26 protein-coding genes, 1 tRNA gene and 2 pseudogenes are annotated in these 20,611 nt (G+C 34.3%); 15 read left to right on the forward strand and 14 right to left on the reverse strand.

All coding sequences use genetic code 11. From position 1 onward, the window contains the following. Positions 1–406: 406 nt before the first annotated feature. The 6 genes from ACQ9BO_RS15560 to ACQ9BO_RS15585 form a co-directional block, all read right to left on the reverse strand. The gene (locus tag ACQ9BO_RS15560) at positions 407–1,594 is read right to left on the reverse strand and encodes a hypothetical protein (RefSeq protein ID WP_431241487.1); all 1,188 of its coding nucleotides are present in this window, start codon (positions 1,592–1,594) and stop codon (positions 407–409) included. Between the two features lie 460 nt (positions 1,595–2,054). After that, entirely contained in the window at positions 2,055–2,465 is a 411-nt protein-coding gene (locus tag ACQ9BO_RS15565) for a hypothetical protein (protein WP_431241488.1), read from the reverse strand. A 219-nt stretch (positions 2,466–2,684) separates the two neighbouring features. Further along, positions 2,685–3,869, reverse strand: a complete 1,185-nt coding sequence (locus ACQ9BO_RS15570) for a hypothetical protein (protein WP_431241489.1) — start codon at positions 3,867–3,869, stop codon at positions 2,685–2,687. Between the two features lie 265 nt (positions 3,870–4,134). After that, positions 4,135–4,572, reverse strand: a complete 438-nt coding sequence (locus tag ACQ9BO_RS15575; RefSeq protein WP_431241490.1) for a hypothetical protein — start codon at positions 4,570–4,572, stop codon at positions 4,135–4,137. After that, on the reverse strand, positions 4,556–5,698 hold the full coding sequence (locus ACQ9BO_RS15580; RefSeq protein ID WP_431241491.1) for a hypothetical protein: 1,143 nt from the start codon (positions 5,696–5,698) through the stop codon (positions 4,556–4,558). Before ACQ9BO_RS15580 ends, ACQ9BO_RS15575 begins: the two co-directional genes overlap by 17 nt. Before the next feature lie 185 nt (positions 5,699–5,883). Continuing rightward, entirely contained in the window at positions 5,884–6,132 is a 249-nt protein-coding gene (locus ACQ9BO_RS15585) for a hypothetical protein (RefSeq protein ID WP_431241492.1), read from the reverse strand. Positions 6,133–7,223: 1,091 nt separating this feature from the next. Between ACQ9BO_RS15585 and ACQ9BO_RS15590 the strand changes: the two genes are divergently transcribed. The 13 genes from ACQ9BO_RS15590 (at position 7,224) to ACQ9BO_RS15650 (ending at position 15,812) form a co-directional block, all read left to right on the forward strand. After that, positions 7,224–8,714 carry a recombinase family protein gene (locus ACQ9BO_RS15590; RefSeq protein ID WP_431241493.1) on the forward strand — a complete coding sequence of 497 codons (1,491 nt, stop codon included), beginning with the start codon at positions 7,224–7,226 and terminating at the stop codon, positions 8,712–8,714. Next, positions 8,701–8,865 (forward strand): PTS sugar transporter subunit IIBC, encoded by a 165-nt coding sequence (locus tag ACQ9BO_RS15595; RefSeq protein WP_431241494.1) that lies wholly within the window; start codon positions 8,701–8,703, stop codon positions 8,863–8,865. The genes ACQ9BO_RS15590 and ACQ9BO_RS15595 overlap by 14 nt, the downstream gene beginning before the upstream one ends. 768 nt (positions 8,866–9,633) lie before the next feature. Beyond that, the gene (locus ACQ9BO_RS15600; RefSeq protein ID WP_431241495.1) at positions 9,634–10,077 is read left to right on the forward strand and encodes a sulfatase-like hydrolase/transferase; all 444 of its coding nucleotides are present in this window, start codon (positions 9,634–9,636) and stop codon (positions 10,075–10,077) included. Further along, a complete protein-coding gene (locus tag ACQ9BO_RS15605; protein WP_431245132.1) occupies positions 10,064–10,531 on the forward strand; it encodes a sulfatase-like hydrolase/transferase in 468 nt (155 codons plus the stop codon). The genes ACQ9BO_RS15600 and ACQ9BO_RS15605 overlap by 14 nt, the downstream gene beginning before the upstream one ends. A gap of 47 nt (positions 10,532–10,578) precedes the next feature. After that, positions 10,579–11,055: a sulfatase-like hydrolase/transferase gene (locus ACQ9BO_RS15610; RefSeq protein WP_431241496.1), complete on the forward strand. Its 477-nt coding sequence runs from the start codon at positions 10,579–10,581 to the stop codon at positions 11,053–11,055. A 27-nt stretch (positions 11,056–11,082) separates the two neighbouring features. Next, positions 11,083–11,712: a hypothetical protein gene (locus ACQ9BO_RS15615; protein ID WP_431241497.1), complete on the forward strand. Its 630-nt coding sequence runs from the start codon at positions 11,083–11,085 to the stop codon at positions 11,710–11,712. A 51-nt stretch (positions 11,713–11,763) separates the two neighbouring features. Beyond that, the gene (locus ACQ9BO_RS15620; RefSeq protein ID WP_431241498.1) at positions 11,764–11,970 is read left to right on the forward strand and encodes a hypothetical protein; all 207 of its coding nucleotides are present in this window, start codon (positions 11,764–11,766) and stop codon (positions 11,968–11,970) included. Positions 11,971–12,563: 593 nt separating this feature from the next. Beyond that, complete coding sequence (locus tag ACQ9BO_RS15625; RefSeq protein ID WP_431245133.1) at positions 12,564–12,833, forward strand: SDR family oxidoreductase; 270 nt, start codon at positions 12,564–12,566, stop codon at positions 12,831–12,833. Between the two features lie 626 nt (positions 12,834–13,459). After that, positions 13,460–13,627, forward strand: coding sequence for a hypothetical protein (locus tag ACQ9BO_RS15630; protein ID WP_431241499.1), 168 nt, complete (start codon positions 13,460–13,462; stop codon positions 13,625–13,627). A gap of 34 nt (positions 13,628–13,661) precedes the next feature. Further along, positions 13,662–14,015 (forward strand): sulfatase-like hydrolase/transferase, encoded by a 354-nt coding sequence (locus tag ACQ9BO_RS15635; protein WP_431241500.1) that lies wholly within the window; start codon positions 13,662–13,664, stop codon positions 14,013–14,015. Next, on the forward strand, positions 13,960–14,274 hold the full coding sequence (locus ACQ9BO_RS15640; protein ID WP_431241501.1) for a sulfatase-like hydrolase/transferase: 315 nt from the start codon (positions 13,960–13,962) through the stop codon (positions 14,272–14,274). Before ACQ9BO_RS15635 ends, ACQ9BO_RS15640 begins: the two co-directional genes overlap by 56 nt. Beyond that, entirely contained in the window at positions 14,243–15,391 is a 1,149-nt protein-coding gene (locus ACQ9BO_RS15645) for a sulfatase-like hydrolase/transferase (RefSeq protein ID WP_431241502.1), read from the forward strand. Before ACQ9BO_RS15640 ends, ACQ9BO_RS15645 begins: the two co-directional genes overlap by 32 nt. Continuing rightward, on the forward strand, positions 15,381–15,812 hold the full coding sequence (locus ACQ9BO_RS15650; RefSeq protein ID WP_431241503.1) for a hypothetical protein: 432 nt from the start codon (positions 15,381–15,383) through the stop codon (positions 15,810–15,812). Before ACQ9BO_RS15645 ends, ACQ9BO_RS15650 begins: the two co-directional genes overlap by 11 nt. Before the next feature lie 377 nt (positions 15,813–16,189). Here the strand turns inward: ACQ9BO_RS15650 and ACQ9BO_RS15655 are convergent. From ACQ9BO_RS15655 to ACQ9BO_RS15675, 5 genes and pseudogenes are all read right to left on the reverse strand, one after another. Beyond that, a pseudogene (locus tag ACQ9BO_RS15655) lies at positions 16,190–16,602 on the reverse strand (DUF1214 domain-containing protein). After that, complete coding sequence (locus ACQ9BO_RS15660; protein WP_431241504.1) at positions 16,551–16,787, reverse strand: hypothetical protein; 237 nt, start codon at positions 16,785–16,787, stop codon at positions 16,551–16,553. The pseudogene ACQ9BO_RS15655 and the gene ACQ9BO_RS15660 overlap by 52 nt, the downstream one beginning before the upstream one ends. Next, on the reverse strand, positions 16,784–17,296 hold the full coding sequence (locus tag ACQ9BO_RS15665) for a DUF1254 domain-containing protein (RefSeq protein ID WP_431245134.1): 513 nt from the start codon (positions 17,294–17,296) through the stop codon (positions 16,784–16,786). Before ACQ9BO_RS15665 ends, ACQ9BO_RS15660 begins: the two co-directional genes overlap by 4 nt. Further along, positions 17,265–17,429, reverse strand: a complete 165-nt coding sequence (locus ACQ9BO_RS15670) for a DUF1254 domain-containing protein (RefSeq protein ID WP_431241505.1) — start codon at positions 17,427–17,429, stop codon at positions 17,265–17,267. Before ACQ9BO_RS15670 ends, ACQ9BO_RS15665 begins: the two co-directional genes overlap by 32 nt. Before the next feature lie 2 nt (positions 17,430–17,431). Continuing rightward, complete coding sequence (locus tag ACQ9BO_RS15675) at positions 17,432–17,695, reverse strand: hypothetical protein (RefSeq protein WP_431241506.1); 264 nt, start codon at positions 17,693–17,695, stop codon at positions 17,432–17,434. 375 nt (positions 17,696–18,070) lie between these two features. On the opposite strand from ACQ9BO_RS15675, the gene ACQ9BO_RS15680 reads away from it, so the two are divergent. Continuing rightward, entirely contained in the window at positions 18,071–18,382 is a 312-nt protein-coding gene (locus tag ACQ9BO_RS15680) for a hypothetical protein (RefSeq protein WP_431241507.1), read from the forward strand. A gap of 216 nt (positions 18,383–18,598) precedes the next feature. Here ACQ9BO_RS15680 and ACQ9BO_RS15685 read toward each other — a convergent pair. After that, positions 18,599–18,672, reverse strand: a tRNA-Arg gene (locus tag ACQ9BO_RS15685). Positions 18,673–18,785: 113 nt separating this feature from the next. On the opposite strand from ACQ9BO_RS15685, the gene ACQ9BO_RS15690 reads away from it, so the two are divergent. After that, entirely contained in the window at positions 18,786–19,298 is a 513-nt protein-coding gene (locus ACQ9BO_RS15690) for an adenine phosphoribosyltransferase (protein WP_431241508.1), read from the forward strand. Position 19,299: 1 nt separating this feature from the next. Here the strand turns inward: ACQ9BO_RS15690 and ACQ9BO_RS15695 are convergent. Together ACQ9BO_RS15695 and ACQ9BO_RS15700 are read right to left on the reverse strand one after the other, a co-directional pair. Next, positions 19,300–19,949 (reverse strand): annotated as a pseudogene (locus tag ACQ9BO_RS15695) (response regulator transcription factor). Beyond that, positions 19,933–20,598: a sensor histidine kinase gene (locus ACQ9BO_RS15700; protein ID WP_431241509.1), complete on the reverse strand. Its 666-nt coding sequence runs from the start codon at positions 20,596–20,598 to the stop codon at positions 19,933–19,935. The pseudogene ACQ9BO_RS15695 and the gene ACQ9BO_RS15700 overlap by 17 nt, the downstream one beginning before the upstream one ends. Between the last annotated feature and the right edge of the window lie 13 nt (positions 20,599–20,611).

Raw genomic sequence — 20,611 nt, forward strand, 5'->3', positions numbered from 1 at the left:
ATAAGGCGTCCCGTGTGTAAAACTCGCATCTTCGTGTATATCCTCTTGCAACTTAAACTACCACTCATTGATGTTGGAGTAGCGGGGTGGCGATAAAGGGCATGTTATCCATTTTGGTTATGTTTATGGTGGGAAGATGGTGATCGACTTCAACATTTCTTCGACTACATTGATTAGGACATTATTATTTAATGTTACGAACCGCAAGGGAAAATGGATGAAAATGTCAATGAAGGAGCATGCGAGCATCGAAATGTATTTAGAAATTGATTTTTTAACTGACAAAAATAACTATCTGGCTTAAAAGAAATGCAAATCAAAAACAGATAAAAAGAATGGATATTATTGTTCAGTGGTGAAAACCGTAATTATTTTTTCAAAGCGTCATATCAATGCTTTTTCAATATCATTTTTCCATTTTGTAAATGCGAGCAAGAGAGTCCGAATAGTCATGACTAATGCGGATAAAATTATCTTCAGCCTTTGATAGATAATCTGTCTTGCCGGACATTTTGATTACCTTTATGATATCGGAGACTTTTTCCAGCTCAGTTTTCACAGCATTGCGGTCTTTTTCTGCTTGCCATATGTAAGTCGCTTCGGAAGTATTTAGGGTTTCCCAGACAATGTAAAACTTTTCTTCTCCCTTGATCAAAAAAATAAAGGAAAAAGGTTTTATAATAAATCGTAGCTTCATTATTTTAAAAGCGTGCTTGTCAGCGAGAAATTGCAGGTGTTTGTAGTGTTTTGTATTGGATATCTGAAGCATGTTTTCAAAGAATGATTTTTCATCCTCAAATAAGACAGTCGCTTTTATTTTGTTTTCAGTCAGAACATCAAACAGATCATCGATGGTTAATAGAGTTTTTTGATGGTCATCCTCAATTTTTCTGCTCGTAATGGTTTTGACAAATTCCAATTTTAAGCTTTCGACAAAGCTGTCATCGATGCGATCGACTTCGGCAGAGTAAACTTCGTTCTCTTCAATTTCCTGATTGCGTATACTTGCCGTAATATCAAATTTGAATTTTTTTGTTTTCAGTATATTGCCGAAATAGTTTTTTACTGGTTCAAACTCTTCCCTAATGTATGAATTGTACACGCGAAACTCAACAGAATAAGTGAGATTACCGATTCTTTTTTCAAATGAGACATAGCCTGATCTGAAATGAATATTGTCCAGCGGTAAAGAAACTGATTCCTTGATTGTTTTGGGAATCAGTTGATATCTTCCAATGGATGTTGTCGCATTAGACGCAGTAAATGCAGTTTTGTCTACAGGTGCTTTTAACGAATGCGGCAGTTGAAGAGTATCTATGGATCTGAAATCTATTTTTTGCAATTGTGCAAACTCGTATTCATAAGCTGATTGATCAGCAGAAAAGGGCTGTCTGGAGGTATGGTATGACAAAATTTCGGCGAAAATCCTATTGTCATTGCTGTTGTAGTCTAGAACCCTCACTCTCCATGAAGCAACCGAAGTGGATTGTTTGAAATTATCAGGCAAATCCAGCTGATCCAAAGGCAGGAAAATCTTTCCGGTCAGATAAGCCCTTTTGTTTTCGAAATTGATTATAAATTCTGTTCCGTTCATTTGTTAGACTGTTTTAGGTGAAACATTATGCGGATTCGCTAACTTGCCTGTTTTGCTAATAAAGATGTGTTGCTATTTTGATGATTCCAAAGCTAAAACATTTGTAACGAAGCGGTTGCCATGATTTCTTGTTACTATAATTAATATAAGATAATCAAATGCCAGCGACAAAAAGTAGATAATGTTCAATGGAAATTTTCCTATAATCAAAAACGGAAGGCCAACAAAAACAAGAAAAAGAAACGACATTGATGTTAAGTCTCTGCCAAGTAAAAATTTTCCGTGGCTAAGCTGTATAACAAGGTCATCCTTGTTTAGCTTGTATAATTTATACCAAAGTTCATTCTGAGTTTTAGCGTGCGTTGGCGGTACCCATGACTAATAATTAGTTTATTGACATCAACTCGAAAGTCCTTTTGGGCTAATTTGCTAAATGCCCTGCATCCTGGAAGGACATTTTTTAATTTCCAAAAACGATAATTGCCTTCAGGTCGGGTGAAAGCAAGCCATTAACTACAAAGAGGATTAAGGGGGCAACAACTATGCCTGTTGTCCTAATGGTCAAAATGGAGCCCAAGTCTGAAACCAATTCCAGCTTGAAATTTGCAAACAGAAAGCTTGCAAAAAGTATAATATTAAATGTGAAAAACACCCATAAAATTGGTGTATTGCGTGCTTTTAAGTTTATTTCGCTACTCATAGTCTGTAAAGATATAGGGGTGAATTTTTTTCCATTTATAATTGTTACACAGGTAGGATATCTGATAGGGTCAAGTTCTTTTCTTATTATACGGATTGCATCCCGATCCGTTAAACTAAGCTTAGCACTGCCGCTGGGATGTGTATGCCATTCTCCCACATAATCAAGCATGCCTCCACTGTTGTTCCTTATTTCATCGACTTTTGAGGTTAATCCTTCAATACCCCTGGTAAAATAATACGCTGATTTTACACTATCCGCTGGAGCAGTTATAATTTGAGTTACATATATTATTTTAGCAGATTGGTTTATCCTTCCTATAAAAATCCCCCTGTTTCGTTTGGCCTATTAGTGTTAAGCTCATTTAAGAGAAGCTCCTCCAGAGAATGCTTAAATCAGCAGTCGCCACTGTGGCTGGTTATTGCATTGGACCGCTAATACTGGTTGGATTTCGTAAATCTTTCTGTTGGTCTGAAGTCCAATTTTATCAGTCAAGTGGGTAATTTGGATTAAACCATTTTCTATTTTATTATGGAGCACTGATCTTAGTCCAACCGATGCGGCGGCTCCATGAAGGCTAACTTTGTCGTCAGGCATAATCAAGGTATCTGAGCTACAGTTTAAACCTAAGTAAATTTCATCCATATCAGAATGCTGAGTTCTACTTTCTTTATTTTCAATAAGCCATTCTGAAAGCTTTTGGTCATTTAACGCCTGACTGTAGACCTCCATCATTAGGTCATCCATTCTTGGGTTTTTTGAAGCTCCATCGATACGCAGAAAACCTATGTCGCCTTTCTCTGTTAATTCTACGCGGGCATATCTGGCAGAGGCAGGATTTAATTTTTTAACCAATAAGTTTTCCACTCCAAATGAGGCTGTGCTGTCAATGATAATACTGGAGTTGTTTGAAAGTAAATTTTTATTATTCTCTAGTACATTTAAGATCGTCTCTGGAAATTTGGTAATGTTATGTGTTATTGGATCATCATGGTACATTAGCTTAATATCAGATTCCAGTTTGTCAATTTTCAGGCCAAATAGATTTATTAGGCCGTTTCGAATATTGTTGTGCGGAAGCGATATATCAGGATCAATTAAAGATTTCGGCAGAATTCCTGATTTTGCAAAATGCAGTGCAATCTTTGATCCAACTGCACCTAGTCCGATATAATGCATATCATTATATTCTACATCAGCGGGGTATCCTGATAATCTGGCGGCAAGTGCTAAACTGTTCTTTTGAATTAAAGAGGCATTTTCTACAATTGAATTTTCTTGAAATTCATATTTATCACCTGCAAGTGTAGGAAAAATAAAAAATGAGATAAATTCAAGGTCACTAAGATGATTTATAACTTTTCGCGGCCTTTTTATTGCAAATACAATAGGAATAATTGAATTTTTCTTTAAGGGGGAGGATATAAAGTCTTCCAAAACAATTTTAAGATTAATTTTTCTGTAGGATGCCCATTCAGTAAGTTCTTTTAAATTGCTTGGTAATCTGGTGATATAACGATCATCATTATCAGACTCTGCAGAAAAAAACAAGACCGGCAACGCCATTCTCATCATCTTTAAAATTTTTCTGTCTTTTTTCTAATTCCTCAAAATCACTATCGAGAAATACAATCTGTCTTTGAAACCTTTTTTTGAAAAATTGTGTGGTTCCAAATCGGGCTCTTGGAAATTTAAAAGGATAAAGTACCCGGATTCAGAATTATTATTTTTCCAATAATTTTTTATCTTGTCTATTGCATCTTTCTCCGGAAACATTAAAAAATGTCCGGCTTTATCTACTCTTGTCTGCTCAAAATCATCACCTGTTTTATTGAGATTATCAGCCGCAGCTGTCGCTTAGCCATGTACGCAATCTCTCAACAGCATCTACGATATTGTCTTGCGCATACCAATCATCTGCACTTCCTCTGAAAAGGCAAATCCAATACGGCTGTCCTTCAGTTACTGGGTTAATATGAGGTATGTTTTCAGATGGAAAATCTGTCCTGTCGGAATAAAATTTTGGAGCAGTAAAAGGGTAATTTTTCTTATTCAATTTTAGTAATACGGGTTCAATTTTATTGAATAGAACTGCTCTGTTTGGTTTGGCAATTTTTAAATCCATTGCAATAGCCACCTCGTCATCATAATTATAACATCTGATGTTTGAGGACGGATAAGTATGACGCAATAATGCAAGACTGTCTTTAATTTCTAAAGACAGTCCTGATTCTTCTGCAGAGGTTAGTGGGTTTTTAGATCTAGAGAATTGACCCATATGTTTTTGGACTTTCAGTTACGGAATTGATTGCTGTACGTTTTGAATCAGTCAATGTAGTTTTAAATTTGACAAATCCATTTTTGGTTGCTTCAAATACCAATGGAACTAGGCTCTCGTCAGCCGTACTATAAAAGTCGTCTTCTTCTATTTCCTTGAGATATTCTTTTTTGGCTTGGTAATGAGGAGGATTATCATCATTATCTAGGATTTCCTTGCATGAAGCCACCACAATTCCTGAGCCTCGTTGGCGCTTTAGATACTCAATTGCTGATTCCTGTGGGGCAGGGTATTCTGCCTGAGGCGTCATATTAAAGAAAGTCCAAGAACAATGATGTGGAGACAATAATAAATCCCACTGAATACTTTCATCATCGCGCTCATCCAAAAGGCGTTTAAAGCGATTGTAGTCGGCATCTCCAGCCAGGAATGCAAGTGCTTGCATAGGGTCAGCCGAAGATCCAAAACGAATTTGCATTATGACGCTTGTCTCATTTCTATCCTGGCTATCAGGAGTTGGAGTTTTAAATGGTCCGTGAACAAAAATGGAAAAATCCGATTTTGTTTTTGTATTAAAAACATTAGTTGATGTGCCGGGTTCAAGTATTAAGCTGTCAAGACCATCATCTTTGCAATCGTCCTTAAAGTCTATTAGCACGATGCGATTACCAGCTAGTTTTCCTTTCTCGGGATCTTTCTTAAATAAGTCTTTTCTGCGTTTGGCTTCAGCTTTGAAGTTTTTTGTCGCTTCAGATAAAGGATCTTTGAAACGGTCAAACAATGTATTGCTGAACCACAATTCATCAATTATGATTGCTTTTCGTTCTTTAGCGTTTTGATCGTATTTGGAGGGATCATCACAAAAGAAGTTATCTTTAAATCCGGCGCAATGATCATTGTCTGGATGGGTAAGAATAAAAACGTCAAGATGTGATCTCCCATCACTGTCTTTTGGCGACAACGAGTCCAAATCTTCCTTGATGTTGAATTTATCTTTATTTGTAGGAGCATCATTATCTATTTTGCAATCAATCAGAATATGTTGATTTTCCGAAAGTGTAAGTAAGGAAGTATCGCCGTTTCCTACGGGATAGAATTTAATAGAGTTGGTTGGTGCTTTACTCATTATTTTCGCTCCTTTCACTAATTAAAGAATTAGTCATAGTTTTCATCTTTCCGATCTCTGAAGTTTTAGAGAAGCTCGCCTTGCGACACAATTGCAAAGGAATTTTTATGATTTGGTTTTTCATAAATTTCATTTTAAAGTTTTTTTTGATTAGTTATTTTAAATTTTCTTGCCGCATTCCTTTACTAACGGTCTTTATTCGATTGTGAAAGAACAGATGTCGCCAAAGATTTGGTTTCGTCGCTATATTTTGTACTGTTTAAAACTTTTGTCGCTTTTTCTTCCATAACACTTCCGGTTTGATTCCCTTTATTTTTTTGAGAAAGTGCAGACCCGGCAAGTTCTTTTGCAATTTGAGAAGAGTTTTCGTTTTGCAATACTTTGGTCGCCACTGAAGCAATGTTATTTGATGTTGTTTTATTGTTTTTGCTCATAATTCTAATATGTTATTTGTTAATTATTCTAAATTATAATGGAAAAATAGTTTTACTTTGACATACAAATGTTTGGCTTTATTTCGTCGTTTCTATACGCTAATCCGTAATCACAATTAAAATATATTTCCTATTGATTTGATTGTAATTATTCAATCTTTGTGCCGAAATTAGTATGAAAATACTGTAATCGTTGAAATACACAAAAACTCGTTATATTGCAGTTTTTTTTGATAAAAAAATGATATATTTATTATTATAGATGTGTAATTCGTAGTATTATTGTTATATTGTTTGATAATTGTCATTTTGTCAGTGTGCTTATTTTGCATTTTAATATGTCCTTTTGAATTTTTGCATGTCTTAAAATTTACTGCTAGATATTAAAATAGCTAATAAATGAGAGCTTTGTTCGATCATTTTGATGGGATTATTTTTCGTCACTAAATCCGAGAATTATTTAATGATTTGACATTTGACAATCTCTAGGAAATGATTTTCTGACATGACAACTTTTTACTGTTTTGTATTGATTTTTACGTTAGCAAAACTTCTAGTCCCTTTACAGCATTATGTTTTTTTAACTGACATCTGCCTAAATTTTTCTGCCATTCTTTTTTGTGATTTGCCTTTAGGATACGTTTCTATTTATTGCATAATGTAAAATCTTTATCAACCGAATAGTTCCATAATAATTATTATTTGGTAAAAAGTCATAAAGTCCAAATACCAGTTATAAATTTAATAGGATAATAATGCTTTTCGCATCTGTTTTTTGAAGGATATGTTATGGGTTGTGCTATCGGAGATTGGAGATAAAAATTGGAGATCATTTTACTTGATTATTTTTTGATAGTATTTATAGTAGAGGTTAGGTTGAAATTTAAAATTGACCTTAGCTTTTTATATGATAAACATCACACATTCCAGTATGAATACAATATCAAAAAAAGTTGTCATTGATTTATAGTGATTTAGATATGTTTTTGTTCTTTATGACGTTTTACTTAATACTGTATGGGATGATTTTCTAATCAATCATTTAATGCGTTTGAAAATATTCAGTAGTAAATCAAATAAAAATAAATTATATGAAGTCAGCCTATTTATACGTTCGTGTAAGTACGGACGAACAAAAAAGAAAAGGTTACTCCTTGCCGGAGCAAGAAGACAGGCTATTGAAGTATTGTAAATATTACGATATCGAAGTCAAAGGAATTTATCGAGAAGATTATTCAGCCAAGAATTTCAATAGACCAGAATGGAACCGATTGTTTTCAGAAATCAAAAAGAAATCTTCAGGAGAAGACAAAAATATATTATTTATCAAATGGGATCGATTCAGCCGCAATGTTGAATATGCCTACGAAATGATTGGAAAGCTCCGGAAATACAAAACAACAGCAAAGGCTATTGATCAGCCAATTGATTTTTCTGTACCGGAAAGCACAGTAATGCTGGCTGTATATTTGGCTGTTCCAGAAGCAGAAAATGCGAGAAGGGCTCAAAACACTTCAAATGGCATTCGTCGGGCGAAGCTGATGGGCAGACATCCCAGTAAGGCACCATTAGGATTTATCAATTTGACAATGATGGATGGTAAAAAGGGTATCGTTCCTAAAGAGCCTGAAGCCGAAATTATAAAATGGGCTTTTTATCAAGTTGCGAGGAACGATCATAAAATATCCAAAATCATTAAAATAGTCAATGATAAAGGATTAGTATGCTCAAGATCACACTTTTTCAGGATTTTACATAATCCTGTTTATTGCGGTCTTATACCAGTAACACTTGACTCTGGTAATGAAGGAGTGGTAAAAGCATTACACGAGCCATTGATATCTGAGTCATTGTTTAATCAGGTTCAGTCTGTTATCAATACAAGAAGAAGAATTACTGCCAAAAAAGATGATTTACAATCATTATTTTTTCTTAGAAGTTTTTTAGTATGTCCTGTTTGTGATCGAAAACTTAGCGGAAGTGTTTCAAAAGGCAGATCAAAGAACTATCCATATTATCATTGTCATAATGGCTGTAGAACAAGAATAAATGCTTTATTTCTTAATGACTGTTATCATAACAAGCTTCGACAATTGATGCTGTCGAAGAAAGCAGTTGAATTATTTAAAAAAGTTTTGGAAGATCAGAATATAAAGACGCAGAAAGCAAATTATTTATATGCTCAAAAAGCATTAGAGAGGAAAATAAATGAGGAGGAGCTGACCCTTTCTCGAGGCAGAAAATTATTTATAGCTGGAATATTAAAAATTGATGACTACAACCAATTAAGAAAAGAGAATCAAGTCAGTACCAAAAATCTTAAAAAGGAAGTGCATGATATTGCCGTTAAATTAAAAGGGATTGATAGAAAAAATCAAATAGAAGAAAAAGCATTAGTTGAAATCTTTCAAAGATTTTCTGAATTTGAGGCTTCAGATAAAAGACATCTTGTAAACCTTATTCCACCGACGGAAATTAATTTTAAAACAGGAGATCTATCTTTAGGCTTAAATCAAGCATTTTTAAAAATATTATCAAAAAAGAGAAACCGAAAAAACAATAGAAAAAATGAATTTCATTGAGAAGAATGTTTCAGTAGAGAAAGCCGTTATTATTCTTTCCAAAAACGGCATTCAGGTAGATGAGAAGGAAGCTAAAATTATTTTGGAATTACTGTATTTAGTATCAAAAAATTACGAAAAACCAAAAGAGAAAAAAATCCTATATCCTTAACGGGATTTCGAACCATCGTTCAGCTTCGATTAAATCTCTGATAACGCCACTTTAAGACTGTTTATTTCAAACAGACTAAGAATTTCCTATGAAAAAATCGAACCACAAATATTAGGCTGTGAAGGCCTGTAAAATCAATATGTTTGGGCATAAAAAAAGAGACAACTATTGTCTAGTTGTCTCCTTAAGTGACTCTATGATACAAATTCCAAATCATTTTATACAAGATTTAAAGAAATTAGCCTATTTTCAAGTAAATTTGTAAGATAATTATTTTAATTTTTCATTTAGAAGCGGTTTGCATGTCCTGTAGAGGTTAAACATTAAAAAATGTTAAAATACATTTATATTTAAACTTGTTGAAGTGTAATAGTTTTTAAAAGAACTTGAAAATAAAATTTATTACTGCTAAAGAAAACGATTTGGTTTATACAATAAATCGGAGATTATTTTTTAATATTCGCGACAAAATTTATCAATGATGAATTATATAAATTAACTACCATTACTATACGAGACAAAATTTATCAAATCGAAAAAGGCAGTGAATAATGTTTTTTGATGAATGATTGGAGCTGTCTATAAAAAAGATCTAATAGTATTTGTTTAAAAATTGGTTGCAAATTATAATTTGCAACCAATTTTTAATTGGTTTTTTCTATGAGCATATCCCAATAATCTAATTTTAAGTGTATATAAAATAACTTAACAATTAGAGACTTATGAAACCCTTCCGTTATTTGTTTACAGCATTTATTGCGCTGTTTTTTGCTGGAGCGACTGTATGCACAGGAGACCGGAAACTGGCCGGATAGAACTTCACTTCCGATTGAACCTTATCAGAAGGTTGGCAAAGTTGCCCCAACTATAAAGGGCTCAGATCCTATAGAATGGCCTAAGGAAATCGGTGCACCGGAAGGCGCTCCTAATGTGCTTCTTATTATGATTGATGATGTTGGTTTTGGAGCAAGTTCTACATTTGGAGGACCAATTCCGACGCCAAATTTTGACGAATTGGCAAAAAACGGATTAAAATACAATCGTTTTCACACCACAGCGGTTTGTTCTCCATCGAGAGCGGCTCTTATTACAGGGCGTAATCATCACACTGTCGCTACGGGAATTATTATGGAGTTTTCGACACCTTATCCAGGTTATAATAGTCTAGTGCTCAGCGACTGTTGCAACGATAGGAAAAATTTTAACCGATAATGGATATGGAACTTCATGGTTTGGAAAGAATCATAATGTGCCCGATTGGCAGACAACCCCAGCAGGTCCTTTTAATTTATGGCCTACAGGTTTAGGATTTGAATACTTTTATGGTTTTCTTGGTGCCGATGCACATCAGTTCAGACCAGCTTTATTTGAAGGAACAAAACCAGTTGACCCTTATTTAAAAGATGAAAAGGTTGATCCTGATTACATTCTGGACAGGGATCTGGCAGATCATGCGATCCACTGGATTCAGACACAAAAAAATGTTTCTCCCAAAAAACCTTTCTTTGCTTATTATACTCCTGGAACGGCACATGCTCCGCATCAGGCACCTAAAGAATGGATTGCAAAATTTAAAGGAAAATTTGACCAAGGATTCGATAAACAGCGTATAGCCACTTATGAAAACCAAAAAAACTTGGAATTATTCCTGCTGATGCAAAACTAGCTCCAACACCTTCTGATTATCAGAAATGGGATGCGCTTTCTCCTGGTATGAAAAAAGTTGTCGCACGCGAAATGGAAGTATATGCCGGAATGCTTGCTTATTGTGACAATCAGATTGGAAGAATAATCCAGTCCATTAAAGATTTGGGAGAATATGATAACACTATGATTATCTTTATTATGGGAGATAACGGTTCCAGTGCAGAAGATCCGACTGGTCAAGGTTTGACAAGCGAGATTGGTGTATTGGTTAACGGAGTTGAAGATACAGAAGATTTTATGGTGAAAAATCTTGATGAATTTGGAGGGCCTTGGATGGCAGAACATTATTCCAATGGCTGGGCACATGCAATGAATACGCCATACCAGTGGGATAAGAAGATAGCGTCGCATTTAGGAGGTAGCCGTACCGGAATGGTCATTTCATGGCCTGCCAGAATTAAGCAGACAGGCCAGATTCGAAGCCAGTTTACGCACATAACAGATATTGTGCCTACTATTTTAGAAGCGACAAATATTCCATGACCTAAAACAGTTGACGGATTCGAGCAGGTGCCGATAGCAGGAAAAAGCTTAGTCTATACATTTGATAATGCCAATGCACCAGAAACACATAAAACGCAGTATTTTGAGGTAATTGCCAACAGAGCTTTTTATAAAGACGGATGGATGGCAAGCACTACTCCAAAAAATTTACCATGGCAGGGACATCCAGTTCCAACTGAAGATCCTGTAAAAGACTACAAATGGGAATTGTATGATCTTACCAAAGATTTTACACAGTCAAATGATATTGCCGCAAAAAATCCGGAAAAATTAAAGGAAATGCAGAAAGCCTTTATGGAAGAAGCAGAAAAATACAAAGTGTTTCCTTTTGATGACCGTTATATCGACAGGGTAAATCCGGAGAACCGCCCTAAATTTAATGTTGGCAGAACAGAATATGTATTCCACCAAGGTCTTTCACGTATTACTGAAGGAATGGCACCTAATTTGAAAAATACCTCGTTCAGCATAAAAGCCGACATCGATGTCAAAGAAGGAGATGAGGGAATGATCATAACACAGGGAGGTTATTTTGCAGGATTTGCATTAATGCTTCAAAAGGGAAACCAACTTTTTCTTATGCATTCTCACATTATCCAAATCATAAATGGACTATCCAGTCTCCATCAGCACTAACTGCTGGAAAACACACTATTGTACTTAACTTTGATTATGCCGGAGGCGGAGTTGGAAAAGTCTGCGAAGGCAACGATAATTGTTGATGGCAAAGAAGCCGCAAAAGGGGATATTCCGAGAACAGTTCCAAGCCGCTTCTCTTCTGATGAAACGCTGGATGTTGGGGAAGATTTTGGAACTCCAGTTACCAGAGACTATGAAGTTCCATTTATTTTTAAAGGAAAAATTGACAAGGTTACTGTTAATGTAAAAAAATAAATGTTTGCTATACAAACAATAAAGTCCTAATGAAAATTAGGACTTTATTGTTTTTTTCTGCTGAAATTAAAATGACTGTATGGTTTTGAACTGGTATAAAGCCAATGTTTATTTTTTTGTGATTGAACAAAACTTTATGCTGTACTCTAGTTAAAAGCTGAAAAATATTGTTTGCATTTAAAAATTTTCTTACTGTGTTATTTGCCATGATTTTTAGGAAGTTTAAAATTTCTGCTTCTATGGATAAATTTAAAGCAGAAGTTTTAATCTAATTTTAAAAATAATATGCTATAATTTTACAAAGAATATTCATGAAATAATTATTCATCACTATAATAAAATATGCAGTCTTAGTATGGCCAAACAATTAATAAACTACTTAGAATCTTTTACTTTTATTGAAAAAAGAAGATAAATTATTTATAGATAGCGTATTCGACAAACGTGAATATAGGGAAGGTGACTATCTTTTATATCCAAATCGTATCAGCAGAGAACTTTTTTTGTTTGTAAAGGAGTATCAAAGATTACTGTTGTAAAAGAGAGTGGAAATGCTGTAACTAACTTTTTTTTAAGAAAATCAGTTTTGTACAATTTTAAAAAGTTTCACAAATCAAACGCCGGCAGTTGAACTTGCACCTATAAGAATAAATAACATTGTCGCCGGGGTTATTAAAACAAATTTATGGGACAACTTAAGTGAGGAAGATCGTTTTAAATTCTACAAATATATCGAAGATAGTTCTTTGTTAAAAAGAGTGGGTGAACCTGAAGATATTGCACAAGCTTTTCTTTATCTTATCAAACAGTCTTATACAACAGGGCAATCTCTTTTTATAGATGGTGGAGCCGTATTAGTATAAAAAAGCGTATTAAAAATGCCAAGAAACTGCAAATCATTTGTAGCTTCTTGGCATTAATCATTATTGGTCTCAGATTCGGGTTTAAAACCTTGCAATTCATTCTAGTACCTTAGGAATGCGAAAAAATCTTTATTTTATTATGGCTATAGATTTAATAAAAGGTTCGCATGTAAAAAGCAGATAAACTTGTCATGTTGTTTGGGCTGTAAAATATAGACTTAAAGTTTTAAAAGTGATATTCAAAAACATTGCCGAGATCTTATAATATAAATATGCGAAACGTAAAGGATTAAGATTTTAAAAGGAATTGCTAGCTCAGATTATGTCCATATGCATATAGGTGTACCGTTGAGATTGATGTAAAAATTATAAAAACTAAATTTGTTTATGGCAGTCAACTTATTTTATGTGCTTTATAAATAGCTTATTAGGTTAAGTTTGTGGAAATTTTTCTTATATTTGATACTATTCAATCACATATAATTTCCGAATTAACAGAAAAGTGATTTTAATGGTATATTTTAAAAAATGAAATCATTGTTATTTAGGTAAATAATGTTCCATCTATTCAAGTTCTTTATAGTAATGCAGTTTTTTTTCAAAATTATTAATAAAATAAATTTAAAATGAAATCATCTTTACATTATTACAGACAGATTTTAACAGTAGTGCTTTTGTTTTTATATACGACAATTCAGGCACAAACTACGGGTAACAAACTTCCTTACGACGATCCTGCTTTTACCGGTAAAATCGGGAAAACGTACAAGGATTCTGAAGCGAGCATGGCCTAAATTTCCTGAACCTCCAAAAGGAGCCCCAAACGTTGTGATCATTTTATTAGATGATGTTGGTTTTGGTATGACAAGTACTTTTGGAGGATCTATACCAACTCCAAATCTTACAAAATTAGCAGATAATGGACTTAAATACAATCGTTTTCACACCACTGCAATTTGCGGACCATCAAGAGCCGCATTGTTGACTGGAAGAAATCATCACGTTTCAGGGAACGGTTTTTTGGCAGAATGGGCTACTGGCTTTCCGAGTTATACTACTCTAATGAAAAAGAGTACAGGAACGGTGGCGCAAGTTTTAAAATACAATGGAATAAATACTTCCTGGTTTGGAAAAAATCATAACACAGCAGATTGGGAAACATCTGCGAGCAGGACCATTTGACCGCTGGCCGACAGGTTTAGGATTTGATTATTTTTACGGTTTTAATGCCGGAGAAACACATCAGTATTATCCGGTAATTTTCGAAAATACTGTTCCGGTTGAACCGGATAAGACGCCAGAACAAGGTTATCACTTTATGACCGATATGACCGATCGTGCCATTAAATGGATTCAATTGCAAAAAACAATGCAACCAGACAGACCCGTTTTCATGTATTTTGCTCCAGGTGCGAGCACATGCTCCGCATCATGCTCCTAAAGAATGGAGAGAGAAGTTTAAAGGAAAATTTGATTATGGATGGGACAAAGAGCGTGAGATAACTTATGAGCGTCAGAAAAAAATGGGAATTATTCCTGCCGATGCGAAACTGTCACCTCGAAATCCTGAAGTGCCGACTTGGGATTCAAGAAGCGATCAAGAGAAAAAATTATATTCATTATTATATGAAAATTTTGCCGGCTATTTATCTTTTACTGATCATGAGGTTGGAAGATTAATCGATGCGATAAATCAATTGCCAGATGCAGACAATACTTTGATTATTTATATTGTGGGAGATAATGGAGCTAGTGCAGAAGGTGGATTAGAGGGAACTATAAATGAAATTAAAGGACTTAATGGAATTTCTAGTACAATAGAAGAGAATCTTAAGAAAGCAGATGAAATTGGCGGACCAACTACAGAACCTCATTTTCCTATTGGTTGGGCATTTGCAGGAAATACACCATTTCCGTGGGTAAAACAAGTAGCCTCTCATTTTGGAGGAAGTAGAAACCCAATGGTTGTTTCATGGCCAAAAGTAATTAAAGATAAAGGAGGTATGCGTTCACAATTCATTCATTTGATTGATGTTATGCCTACTATTTTAGAGGTTGAAGGAGTTCAAATGCCAGAATATATTAATGGAATAAAACAGGAGCCATTAGATGGTAAGTCTTTTGTGGCAACATTTACCAATAAAAATGCGCCGGAGTTTAGACATACACAATATTTTGAGGAATTTAGTAATCGAGCCATTTATCATGATGGGTGGGTAGCAAGACATCAGCATACGCTTCCTTGGAAGCAGGATGTTGCACCTGGTTTTGAAAATGAAAAATGGCAGTTGTATAACATTGACAAAGATTTTTCTGAAGCGGAAGATGTCGCGACTAAAAATCCTGATAAACTAAAAGAATTGAAAGCTTTATTTGATAGCGAAGCCGAGAAAAATCATGTTTACCCACTTGATGACCGAGGTTCTCAGAGAATCTCAATACCAAAACCTTCACCAATTGCCGGTCGTACCAAGTTTACTTTTTACGAAGGTGCCACACGTATTCCGGAAACAGCGAGCACCAAATACCAAAAATTGTTCGTGGGCAATGGAAGCTAAAGTAGAAACATCTGCAAATGGCAAAAATGGAGTAATTACTGCTATGGGAGGATTAGGATCAGGATATGGACTTTATGTAAAAGATGGCTATCCTACGTTTTTATATAATTTCTTCGAATCAGAAATAGTAGTTATTAAATCAACTAAAAAATTACCTGATGGAGAGGCTACAATAAAAATGGATTTCAAATATGATGGAGGCGGATTAGGAAAAGGTGGTTTATTTACACTTTATCTGAACAATGAAAAAGTAGGAGAGGGCAGAATTAAAGCTACTGTTGCAGGGCGATTCGGAATTGATACTTTTGGAATTGGACAAGATGACGGTTCGCCTGTTACCGAAGATTACAAAGCGCCATTTAAGTTTGAAGGACATATCAAATCTGTTGATATTGAAGTTAAACCAGAGAAAAAAGCTTAAGTGCAAATAGAGAATATGGAGGGCTAAAAATGGAGATTTGAAAAAAGTTTGACAATTAAGTACCTGTAATTTAATTGATTTTTAAGATAAATGTGATATTTCTAAAAACTCGCACCACTAGTGCGAGTTTTTATATTCTATTTTTATGAGTTTATAAAAGCAAAAATCATTCAAAATTAGCCTGTTTAAGTAGTATAAATAAAAAATAAGGAGACAATTGTATTGGCACCTTTCGGTTTTGATGACTCAGGAAGGACAAATTTATATAAGATTTAGCAGTAAGTTATAAAATAAAAAAAGGCGCCAATTGTCTTCAATTGGCGCCTTTTGGCTGTGTTATAGGAACAGGACAAATTTCAATATCTTTTTATCCGTGATTAATTGACAATTTCAAAATCAGGCATTTTAAATGTTTTGTTGTTGAAAGCATCTGTCGGGCCATATAATCTGAACATTGGCATTGGCCTTTTTCCACTGGTTGGAATCCAATTGTTTTCAAAACCTTTTGGAGCTTCAGGACCTACGTATATAGGAACACTGCCATCCGTATTTTTTTCATATTTGGCAAATCATAAGTCGATAAAGTCGTTCTGTTTGATTTCGAGTAAATAAAACTGTACGTAGCTTTATCATAAACCGTAAGCGCCCAAAACTGTTTTACAGGCATATTAGCAGGAACATCCACTTTATATGTTTTTCCAGCTTCCAGCAAATTGCCTTTAGAATCATTCATACACATTATGTATTGTGTTGCAGGATTAGCCGAAAGTTTTTTGGAACATAAGTACATTGAAAATATTGCGGCGCCCTTGTTTCAATGTCAATACTGTTTTCGTATTCATAAGTGAAAGCTTGATTTTTATCAGCCTGCATTAATGATGCGTAGTGTCTGTCAGGCCAGTAAAGCCAAGATTTCGGATAATTATCCCACAATTTCAACATGTAGAAATAAGCATCTACTGCACCTTGGTTCATTGCTTTTCTTGTTTTTTCATCAGGATTAAATTCTTTTTTCCATGCTCAATTCCTAAAGATGCTAGCATTCCCATCATTACTTTATCAGTAGGATTTGCATTTTCTACAGAAAAAATGGCTTGAACATCATTAAAATATTTGTCATTAAAGAAAGGCAAAGTGGCATATCTCTGATTAGATGGATCAATGAATTTTTGTGTCGGCGGATTCGACGCTTCGCTAAGACGATACATTTTCAAACGTTTTGCATAAGCATAAGCATCTTCTACAGATTTACCAGGTGCTCTTACCGATCTAAAAGCAAAAGCAATTCGGTAACTTGGAGAAGCAACGTGCAAATAACCATTTGGAATAGCGCCTTTGTAATTTGGTGGCGTAAACAAATATTTTGATGCTTTACCTTTATCTAAACCTGATGGGCCAATATCGGCTATAGTCAACTGCCAGTGATCAACAACTTGGCCGTATAAAGAACCATCAGCTCCGGCGACTCGGAATTTCCAATACAGTTGGACCTTGGCTCAAATCTGAAAATGCGGTAATATATGGTGTTGAACTATTAGCAGTAATGGCTTCCAGTTTTGGAGATGCTACTTTTGAATAAGCAATAATGTCATTATCCTTATATCCTAAATCTTCCATCGTCATGCAGCTCTAAAGCGATAAATGTCTACAGCAGGCAAGGCCCATAATACAGCTTCAAATGCTCGGTGGTATTTTACCTGATATTCCAGATCTTCTGTTGAAGGTTTAGCGTCAAAAGCGGGCTGGCCAGCCAGTGGCTCCATAGCGGGATCAAACTTTTTTGCCTCTGTGGTTGTAGGTTCGGCAGATTTATCTTTCGATTTTTGACATTGAATGGAAAGAAAACCAATAATGGCAATACAGATAATGTGTTTTACTTTCATAATTACAGTTTTTTTATTTCTAATAAATGATTAATTGTCAAAATGTTAAATAAAAATACAACATTATTATCTAAGAATTGTATTTTAGATAATATTATAATGAAAGTGGATGTGCAAAACAATTGAAAAATAAAAGGCCTGAGGAGACATACTCTCAGGCCTTTTTTATGGTTTGAAAATTTTTTTGATTTTCCTTTTAATTTAAAATAGTTTGTATTTATTAGAGGTTTTGGGTCGTATTAAATAAGCATCTTTAATATGAATTATAAATATCTAATCGCAATTTAAACATGCTATTGTTTAGTAACCTGAGGAATTTTGTATTTACGCCCATAATTGTCAACATTACAGCAGTACCCGAACCTTTAAAACTAATTGAATGAAGTTAAAATTGACACCCTCGAAAAGTTGGAAAAGTTTGTACTGGACAATAAAATATCTAAGCTCGACAAGTATCTTGTGTTTAAAGAAGTATTGAAAAATTATCCGATAACATTTATCCAGATTATCTTAAATAATGACGAAGCGAAAAACGGTATAGAAGACCCAGACGAAAGACTTATTCCGCAGATGCAAAAGATAATTTCCGAAATCCGAGCAGATCCAACAGCAAAACAATATTCTTGTATGAGTGTTACAAGGAATGAATCAGATACGCCCGATGTAATAATTGATTTTAGCGAATGAATATTTAAACCTTTCAGAAATGAAAAGTTTTTTGTGTAGTAAATAATTCTATATTTGAAATTAACTAAAACTTAATTATGAAGAAAAATATTATTTTAATTGCATTACTATCAAATCTAAATTAATTCTGGACTAAATATGGACTAACTTTTTCAATAAAACAAATGCAACTATTTAAAAATAAGATAGTTGCATTTGTTTTTTAATCTAAATAAGTGACCTCGACTGGATTCAAACCAGTAACCTTCTGAGCCGTAATCAGATGCGCTATTCAGTTGCGCCACGAGGCCTTTTTGTTATCAATTAGCTATTTTTTTGTAGCTTTGTTGATTGCTTATTGCGGGTGCAAAGATAGACATAAATGTGAGATAAACAAGAGAAAAATTAGATAAAAATAAAAAAAATGGACATGGAAAATTATATACGTGATATTCAGGACTTTCCTAAAGAAGGAATTTTGTTTAAAGATATCACGCCTTTGTTAAATAACCCCGAAGCGCGAACAAATTGCCTTAAAATTTTAGCAGATTCTCTAAAAGGACAAAAAATTGATAAGGTAGTAGGAGCAGAAAGTCGAGGCTTTTTCTTCGGAATTTTATTGGCACAAGAATTAAATGCAGGGTTTATTCCGGTGAGAAAGCCAAAGAAGCTTCCATTTGAAACGATTTCAGCATCGTATGAACTAGAATATGGTTTCGATAGTTTGGAGATGCATACTGACGCAATAAAAAAAGGAGATCGCGTATTGGTTCATGATGATGTTTTGGCAACTGGAGGAACCGCAAAAGCAGTTTGTGAATTGGTAGAAAAATTAGGTGGCGAAATTGTGCAATGTAATTTTCTAATGGAATTGTCTTTCTTGAATGGAAGAGAAAAAATTAAAGATCACCCAATTTTTGCCGCGCTTACATATTGATTTAAACCAGAACTATTTTGTTCTTTATAGCATACAATACAAGCCCAATACGAGTTTTGATTTCAAGTTTGTCAAAAAGACATTCTCTGTAACCATCAATTGTTTTTGGGCTCAAACACATTTCAGAAGCAATTTCTTTGTATGTTTTTTCGGTGCAGGCATGTTTGATAAAAACAATTTCTTTTTCCTTTAAATTTATTTTTTGGATTCGTTATTGGCTTTTTTAATCAACATTCCAGAAACCAATTCGGTAAAATAAAACCCTTTTTCGATGACACAGGTTATGGCATCTTTAAAAATTTCGGGCGAAGTATCTTTAAGCAGATAACCTTTTGCGCCATTTGTAATCATTTTAATAATTACTTCCTCATCATCGTTTACCGAAAGTGCTATTACTTTTAAATCGGGTTTGTTTTCTTTGAGCCATTTCATGGTACTTACGCCGTCTAAAACGGGCATATTTACATCTAATAAAATCAGGTCGGCTTCTGTATCAGGATGATCGTTTAAATGTGAAAGAAAAACTTTTCCGTTTTCAAATCGGTTAATGACTTCAAAATCTTTAAAACTGTTGATCAAAAGTTCTAATGATTGCGAAAAAAGCTGATGATCATCTACTATAATTATTTTTTTGTTAGTGTTCGGTTTCATTGGTTTTGGTTAAGGGATATTCTAAGTTTACGGTTGTTCCAGATGGAGATGAATCCATAATTAATTTCGCACCAATTAGTTTGGCTCTTAACTTCATGTTGTTTAAACCCAATCCTGAATTTATATGAGCACTATCATAGCCAATTCCGAAATCCTTTATTTCTAAACAAAAAACGGTATTGGTGGTAGTGCAATTTACTTCAAATAAATCGCTTCGAGAATGTTTTAAACTGTTGTGGAGTGCTTCCTGGAATATACGGTAGATAAATAAGTCGTGTTCTTGGCTGATTATTGGGGCTTCTCCAATTAGATTGAATTTGTAATCAATCTTCTTTAATTTTTTTATGCGTTCTAAATCGAGTTGTATGGCTTGGATAAAATTGATCTGCAGTAAATTATCTTTATTGATGATGCGGGATAAAATCCTGATTTCATCTAATGATTTGGCTAATATTTCTTTAAGATCGTTTAGTTCCTGCTCTTGAAGCTGTTTGCCGCTCGCATGATACATATTGAGTCGCATGATGGCCACAGAAATAATCTGGCCAATATTGTCATGAAGCTCTTTGCTGATCTCGCTTAGCGTCTGATCCTTTATTTCGATTCGGGTTTTGATTAATTCGGCTTGAAAATAGAGTTCAGATTCCATTTTTTCAACCAAA

It is taken from the genome of Flavobacterium sp. P21 (assembly GCF_050632225.1).
Classification (GTDB): Bacteria; Bacteroidota; Bacteroidia; order Flavobacteriales; family Flavobacteriaceae; genus Flavobacterium.